Origin of the sequence: Flavobacterium sp., assembly GCF_043773265.1 — a bacterium.
GTDB lineage: Bacteria > Bacteroidota > Bacteroidia > Flavobacteriales > Flavobacteriaceae > Flavobacterium.
This window is the reverse complement of record NZ_JAYVFH010000007.1, coordinates 1-8,182: the sequence shown is the minus strand read 5'-3', so window position 1 is coordinate 8,182 and position 8,182 is coordinate 1. Positions and strand designations below refer to the sequence as shown.

The following is an 8,182-nucleotide window of genomic DNA, read 5'->3' as shown; positions in this document are numbered from 1 at the left end:
TCTAGATGCTGCAGGTGCAACAAGAGTAATGACGATGGATTTACACGCAGATCAAATACAAGGTTTTTTTGAAAAACCAGTAGATCATTTGTTTGCATCGACAATCTTTTTGCCTTATGTAAAAAGTTTAAATCTAGACAATTTAACAATTGCATCGCCAGATATGGGAGGAAGTAAAAGAGCTTACGCCTACTCTAAATTTTTAGAATCTGACGTAGTAATATGTTACAAACAAAGAAAAGTAGCCAACGAAATTAGTTCTATAGAATTAATTGGAGAAGTAAAAGGCAGAAACGTAATTCTTGTAGACGATATGATCGATACAGGAGGAACATTAGCCAAAGCTGCCGATTTAATGATTGAAAAAGGCGCATTAAGCGTTAGAGCAATATGTACACACGCCATTTTATCTGGCGAAGCATATGAAAAAATAGAGAATTCTAAATTATTAGAATTAATAGTAACTGATTCTATTCCATTAAAGAAAGAATCTAAAAAAATAAAAGTAGTAAGTTGCGCACCACTTTTTGCAGAAGTAATGCATATGGTACAGCACAACAACTCAATAAGTGGAAAGTTCTTGATGTAAAATCAAACGCTTATAATAAATGAAAATTTTGAAATTGATTTTTGAAATTGACATTACTATTGAATAGAATTTTTATAATTATTAACTATATATTTTTACAATGAAATCGATTACAATTAAAGGATCAGAAAGAGAAAGCGTGGGCAAGGTAGCAACCAAAGCGGCACGTAATGCTGGAATGGTTCCTTGCGTTATTTACGGAGGAAGTCAGCCAGTACATTTTACAGCAGAAATTAAAGCTTTCAAAAGCTTAGTTTACACTCCAAACGCGCACACAGTTGCAATAGATTTGGCTGGAAAAACTTACAATGCAATTTTACAAGACATTCAATTTCACCCAGTAAGTGATGCTATTTTACACATTGACTTTTTTCAATTAAGTGACGACAAAGAAATAGTTATGGAAGTGCCAGTAAAAGTTACAGGAACTTCTCCAGGTGTACTTCTTGGTGGTGTTTTAAACTTAAATCAAAGAAGATTAAAAGTAAAAGCTTTACCTAAAAATCTTCCTGATTTTGTTGAAGCAAACATTTCTGAACTTCAAATGGGTAATAAATTGTATGTAACTAAATTAGTTGCAGAAAAATACAAATTAATGCATCCAGACAACACTGTTGTTGCTCAAGTTAAGATTTCTCGTGCTGCTATGAAAGCTGCTCAAGAAGCTGCAAAAGCAGAAAAAGGTGGAGCAAAAAAGAAAAAATAATTTCTTCACACATTATATCAAAGCATCTTGCCAACGCAAGGTGCTTTTTTTATGTAATCTGAACTTGTTTCAGATTCTAATTTATTGTTTAAGATTCTAATATTATTTAAGATTCTTAATTATTAGAAACGATACTTTTGGCATTTTCAACAATCGTAATTCCTGCTATCCATTTCAATCTTTGGTTGCGGTTTTCGCTACGCGAAAACCGCAACCAAAGGATTTTCATTCCTATCAGGGTTAAAGAGTTATCATTTCTATAAAATTCAAATTTTAAAAACAAATTCTTACATTTACAAAATGAATATTCCAAAACGGCATACAGGTTGGTTAAACACATTATTTAAAAATAAAACAGAAAAAGACGAAGTTCCAATGAAGAAATTCTTAGTTGTAGGTTTAGGAAATATTGGTTTAGAATATGTAAACACACGTCACAATATTGGCTTTAAAATATTAAATTACTTTGCCAATAAAGAAAACATAACGTTTCAAACTGCCAAGTTGGGCGATGTTGCAGAATTTAAAATTAAAGGACGAAACATTATTCTATTAAAACCCAATACTTACATGAACCTTAGTGGAAAAGCGCTAAAGTATTGGATGGAAAAAGAAAAAATTGAAACAGAAAATATACTAGTAATTACAGACGATTTAAATCTATCATTTGGAACCATTAGAATAAAACCAAGAGGAACTGATGGCGGACACAATGGTTTAAAAAATATACAATTACTATTAAATTCATCAGAATATCCAAGATTTAGATTTGGAATAAGTGATGAATTTAAAAAAGGTAAACAAATAGATTATGTTCTAGGCGAATGGAACGAAGATGAAAAATCTAAATTACAAGAACGTCTTGAATTAGCATCACAAATAATTTCTTCATTTGCATTATCAGGATTAGAAACCACGATGAATACTTATAACGGAAAATAAAAATGGCTCGAAAAATTTCGAGCCATTTTCATTATTATCTAATCTTAAAATTATTATTATCTAATCTTAAAATTATTGAATAATTATCTTCTTAACTTCTTTTCTGTTTCCATCTTGAACACTTACAAGATAAACTCCAGATTGAACATTGTCTAATTGTAAATTTTGATTTATTAAACCTGTATTTTCAATAGATTTGTCTACAATTTGTCTTCCTCTCATGTCATAAACACCAATTAATATATCATTATTAGTAGACGAATTGAACTGAACATTAAAGTTTCCATTATTTGGATTAGGATAAATTGCAAAATTCTGTAACCCATTTTCACTAACACTTAATGGTGCAACAGCACAGATATTTAAGCTCCAACTATTTAATGAACCTCCATCCGCAGAAAAAGCATCTGCTACAGTTAATGTCCAAGTTCCTGTTGAACTTTGTCCATTAAATGCTGATAATGCTTGTGCTGGCAAAACAGTTCCAGATATTCCTGGAGAATTACTACAAACAAATGCAGTTCCTGCATCATCAAATGTTGCTGCTATATCGTTAACACTTACACTTGGACTACATGGATTTGCAACTAATGTTACAACGGTTCCTGTTGGACTTGTTAATGTTAATGACAAATCGTTTATCCAAGTATGCGTAATATTTACTGTGACATTTACATCTGATATACTTACTCCAGAAGGAATATTTAATGTAGAAGTAACAGTTGCAACCGTTGTAGGAATTGTTACTGGAACATTTGCAGAATTAGAAGTTGCACAAGTAACAATACCTGTTGTAAAAGAAAAAGGACTTCCAAAAGTTCCTGTACAAGTAGGGTTTTTAGGAGCAACTCTCCAATAATAAGTTGTGCCTGATGTTAATCCACTTAAATTATATGAATTTGAAGTCACATTCCCTGAACTAAGAATTGGGGTAAAACTTGAATTAATAGATACTTGAACATCATATGAAGTAGCACTTGGATTAACTGACCATGACAAAGCTAATGATGTGTTTTGGGCAGTTGCTGCATTTAAAGGTGTTGATAAAATTACATTTGGCAATCCTAAATATAAATAAAATGGAACGGCACTTGTAGTTGCACCTGAAGTTCCTGTAACAACCATATTATAATTTCCTGGAGTTGCAGTTGCAAGATTATTTAATGTCATTGTTACTGTTCCATTTGTAGAACTCATTGTTGCTGGACTAAATGAAACCGTTGATCCTGGAGGTGTTCCTGATACACTAAATGCTGTTGACCCAGAAAAACCACTTAAAGCACTATAATTAAATGTATATGAAGTAGTTGTTAATGAACATGCTAAAATACTTTGAACACTTGATTGTGTAATTGCAAAGCTAGAAGGAGCTGTAGTAATAGAAAAATTAGCGTTAGAAATATCGAAAAATATTTGATTATTTCCTTTTACCATAATTCTATTTGTAGAACCTACATTGTTTGGAACTGTAACTGTTTCAGAACCATCATTTGGAACTTTATTTGCTAATTGAATTGGATAAGTTAAACCACCATCTGTTGATAAAAACACATCTACAAAAGAGCAGTTTACTCCATTACCAGTTGTTCCTGCGACTGCCCATGTAACCGTTTGATTAGTTCCAACAACCCAAGAAACCGCTGTGTTTGGAGCGCTTACAAGAAAAGGTCCAGAAGCTGTAGTTGTAGTTACAGCCATATCTCTAAAAGCAGTTTGTCCTACTTTAATTGGTGCTGTTGAACTATATGGTGAATTATCTCTTACAGTTAATCTAAAATTTAAAGTTCTTGCAACAGAACTTAATGCTTCAGATAACATTCCAGCATCACCACCAACTTGACTTGTTGTTGCAGAATTAGCAATCGTAGACGTTAACTTTGGAAAATATCTTGAAGGTGAAGCTGTTGGTGACCAAGACAAAAAGTTTGGGCCAATAGTTTTTGTTATACTAGCGCTACTATTTGCTCCTGTTGAGGAACCACCATCATCATTTTGTTCCCAACAATAAGTTAATGCGTCACCCACATTTGCATCAGTTGCAACTCCTGTAAGAACAAATGGCGTACTGATAGGAATAATATAATTTTCAATTGCTGCAATTACTGGTGTTGCATTATTAGCAGATATTGATGTTGTAACAGGACACGTTTTTGTAACTAAATTATTTTGTATTTGCTCAATTGAAGTTTCGTGAAAAATATCAATAGAGTGTGGAGCTAAATCTTGACCAGTGATTCCTGCGTAACCCATAATAGTTATACCAGAACCTACTTCTTTACTTACTCCTGCTCCTTCATTAGTATTTGAAAAAGTATGATTTCCTCCTAATTGATGTCCAACTTCATGAACAACATAATCTATATCAAAATTATCTCCTTGTGGAATTCCATCTGCTGGTGAAGTAATACCTGAACCTTTATTTTGGTCTGTTGTGCTTGCGGTATCGTTCACACATACACAACCAATACAACCTGCGTTTCCACCACCACCAGAAGCTCCAAACATGTGACCGATATCGTAAGCAGCATTGTTGGCCGCCAAAGTTGTTGCTGGACCAGTTAAGTTTGCACTTATTGTGTTTTGTAATTGTCTGTTCCAGTTAGCCAATGTTGTGTATGGATCTGAAGTTGGAGTATAATAAATTATGTTTGTAGAACTTGCAACCAAGTTAAGATGTAAAGCTAAATCTTTTTCGTAAACACCATTACAACGAGTTAATGTTGCATTAAATGCTGCCAAAACTAAACCAACTTGTGCTGCACTTGTTGCTCCAAAATAATTAGCATATTCACCATTACATGATTGTGCTAATCGCATAACTCTTAGTTTTCCGTCATCAAATTTATTAGTATTAGATAACCTTGAACTTACATCAGTTACCATTTTTTTATCATCCGTTGAGCATGACCATGCTAAATTTCCTTTAGCTCTTTGAGATTTAAAAACAGCATAAATGGTGTGATCTTGTGAATAGGGTTCTATAAACTCATTTTCTTTATCTGTTCTAAATATCATTGTTTGTATTCCTTGTGGAGAAATACTAAGTTTTAATGTTGCATATTTATCAGTAATACCTTTTCCTGAAAAAGCTCTGATTTCTGGAAATTGTGCTTGCAAATCGGCTTCAAAATTTGAAGCTTCATAAACTTCAAATTGCTCATAATTTCCATCTGCATTTGGCAAAGAAATAATTGTTGCATGTTTTAGCGACTGATTTCCTACTAAAGAAAATAAATCTTGTCTTAAAAGATCAATGTTCAAATTGAATAATTTAAACTCTTTTGGAAATGATTGTCTGGCAACACCTTTATCTTTTGTGATTTTATCACTGTTAATTGTGTTAGACGTCCATAATCTGTCGGTTTGTGAAAACACTAAAGTGCTAAACAAAACAGTTATTAAGGATACTAGTAAAGTTTTTTTCATTGTTTGTTTGATTTTATGGGCTAAATATATTAAATAATTTTAAATAAAAAAAGGTCGCAATTTATTGCGACCTTTTAAAAAATTTAAATTGATTACTCAACAACTATTTTCTTAACTTCCTTTCTGTTACCATCTTGAATCGTTACAAGATAAACACCAGATTGAATGTTTTCTAATTGAAGATTTTGATTTATCAATCCAGTATTTTCAAATGAATTATTAAATACCTGTCTTCCTCTCATGTCGATAACATTTATTTTAATTTCATTATTTGTTAATGAATTAAACTGAATGTTAAAGTTACCACTATTTGGATTTGGATATAAAGCAAAGTTTTCTAAACCAAACTCTTCTGTAATTAATGTTGCAGTTTGAGTACATACTTCAATTGCCCAATTATTAATTGTTCCTGTATCTGGCGAATAATTATCATAAACTCTAAAAGTCCATGTTCCCTGAGGGTTTTGTCCATTAAATGTTGCCAAAGAACCTCCTGGCGCAACAGTTTGTAATGTGCTTCCCAAGGCACAATTTATAGCAGCTCCACCATCGCTAAATTTTAAATTTACTGTTCCATCAGTACTTCCACAACTTCTGTTAAACAATTTAATAAAAGTGGTTGGATTAACAGGACTACTAATATCAGTTTGAACATCTGATAAATAAGTATGAGTAATATTGTTTGTTACATTTACGTCAGAAATAGTTCCTGTTATTGGCACATTTATAGTTCGAGTAGTATAATTTCCTGGAGCTTGATCAACAAAAGGTAATGGAACATTATCAGTATAAGTATTACAAGCATTAGTAACTATATAACCTATAGCAAAAGGAGTAGTGTTAACATTAAAGAAAATACTGGCAGAAGCTTTTACCATTATTCTACAATTTACTGCTGCAACATTAGGAACAGTTATTGCTTCAGAACCATCATTTGGTGTAGTTGCAATTAAAGTAGTTGGGAATGTTAATCCTCCATCTGTAGATAATAATATATCAACATTTGTTCCACCTGTACTTGCATTTGTGTTGTTTACTGCCCAAGTAATAGTTTGTGTACTACCTTGAATCCAACTGATTCCAGCCGTATTTTGTGAAGTAACATTTAAAGGTCCTCTAGTAGCATCAATAGTAACTATTTTATCATCAAATCCTGTTTGAGACACTTTATTTAATGCAACATAAGGAACATTATCTCTTACAGTTAATCTAAATGTTAAAGTTCTAGCAACAGAACTTAACGCTTCAATGTTAACTTCTGGTCCAGGTGTAGTTACAGAATTACTTAAAACAGTAGATAATTTTGGCATGTACCTTGAAGGAGAGGCAGTTGGACTAAAAGATATCCAGTTTGGACCAGAAGCTTTAGTTGCACTAGCGGCACTAGCTGCAAGAGTTTGCGTTGCGTTAGCATTATCATATTGTTCCCAACTGTAAGTTAATGCGTCACCTGCATTTGCATCAGTAGCTGATCCAGTAAGAATAAACGGAGTACTCTTAGGTATTGTAATATCTGCACCAGCATTTGCAACTGGTGTTGCATTAGTTGCTGCAATATTTGTTGAAACTGGGCATGTTTTACTTAATAGATTTATTTGTATCTGTGAAATAGATACTGCATGATAAAATGCTATAGAATTAGTTGCTACATCTTGATCAGTAATTCCAGCATATCCCATAATTGTAATTCCAGATCCAACTTCCATATTGGTTCCAGTACCTTCATTAGACATGGAAAATGTATGAGTTCCTCCAAGTTGATGGCCAACTTCATGCACAACATAGTCAATATCAAAAGTGTCTCCAGTTGGAACATTATCTCCAGGAGATGTGAATCCGCTACCTTTATTAGTATCCGCTGTACTTGCAGTATCATCAGTACAAACGCAACCAATACATCCAGCATTTCCTCCGCCACCAGAAGCACCAAATAAATGACCAATATCATAAGCCGCATTATTTGCAGCAAGAGTTGTTCCTGTTCCTGTTAAAGTTGAACTTAAAGTATTTTGTAATTCAGCATTCCAAGCTCCACCAGAACCTGCAGCAGCAGCTGAATAAGGATCTGTTGCAGCATTGTAATAAATCACATTAGTTGATGAAGCTACAAGGTTTAAGTGAATTCCTAAATCCTTTTCATAAACTCCATTAGATCTTGTTAAAGTAGTATTAAATGCTGCCAAAACTAATCCGACTTGAGCAGCACTAGTTGCTCCAAAATAATTAGAATATTCAGCAGTACAAGATTGAGCTAAACGCATTGTTTTTAACTGACCGTTGTTTGCTCTACTAGTATTAACTTTGTTCGTTTTATTATTTACTAAATCTGCATCATCTGTAGAGCATGACCACCCTAAATTTCCTTTAACCCTTTGAGATTTAAAAACAGCATAAATAGTATTGTCCACAGAATATGGTTCTATAAACTCATTTTCCTTATCAGTTCTAAAAACTGTTGTTTGTATACCTTGAGGAGAAATACTTAGTTTTAACATTGCATATTTATCAGTAATTCCTTT

The 8,182-nt window shown here is 32.9% G+C and carries 5 protein-coding genes; 3 read left to right on the top strand and 2 right to left on the bottom strand.

What is annotated here, in order from left to right:
• The 3 genes from prs to pth form a co-directional block, all read left to right on the top strand.
• Window positions 1–589 (top strand): ribose-phosphate diphosphokinase (gene prs, locus ACH2BO_RS00365; RefSeq protein WP_395042770.1); only part of this gene is annotated, 589 nt, incomplete at its 5' end.
• A gap of 100 nt (window positions 590–689) precedes the next feature.
• On the top strand, window positions 690–1,295 hold the full coding sequence (locus ACH2BO_RS00360; protein ID WP_395042769.1) for a 50S ribosomal protein L25/general stress protein Ctc: 606 nt from the start codon (window positions 690–692) through the stop codon (window positions 1,293–1,295).
• Window positions 1,296–1,595: 300 nt separating this feature from the next.
• On the top strand, window positions 1,596–2,237 hold the full coding sequence (gene pth, locus ACH2BO_RS00355; protein ID WP_395042768.1) for an aminoacyl-tRNA hydrolase: 642 nt from the start codon (window positions 1,596–1,598) through the stop codon (window positions 2,235–2,237).
• Window positions 2,238–2,309: 72 nt separating this feature from the next.
• On the opposite strand, the gene ACH2BO_RS00350 is transcribed toward pth, so the two are convergent.
• Complete coding sequence (locus ACH2BO_RS00350) at window positions 2,310–5,663, bottom strand: reprolysin-like metallopeptidase (protein WP_395042767.1); 3,354 nt, start codon at window positions 5,661–5,663, stop codon at window positions 2,310–2,312.
• A 92-nt stretch (window positions 5,664–5,755) separates the two neighbouring features.
• On the bottom strand, window positions 5,756–8,182 hold a 2,427-nt coding region (locus tag ACH2BO_RS00345; RefSeq protein WP_395042766.1), incomplete at its 5' end, for a reprolysin-like metallopeptidase.

Excerpts from the sequence above, each read along its gene's own strand:
- ACH2BO_RS00360 (WP_395042769.1), top strand. The coding sequence starts at position 690 with ATGAAATCGATTACAATTAAAGGATCAGAAAGAGAAAGCGTGGGCAAG.
- pth (WP_395042768.1), top strand. The coding sequence starts at position 1,596 with ATGAATATTCCAAAACGGCATACAGGTTGGTTAAACACATTATTTAAA.
- ACH2BO_RS00350 (WP_395042767.1), bottom strand. The coding sequence starts at position 5,663 with ATGAAAAAAACTTTACTAGTATCCTTAATAACTGTTTTGTTTAGCACT.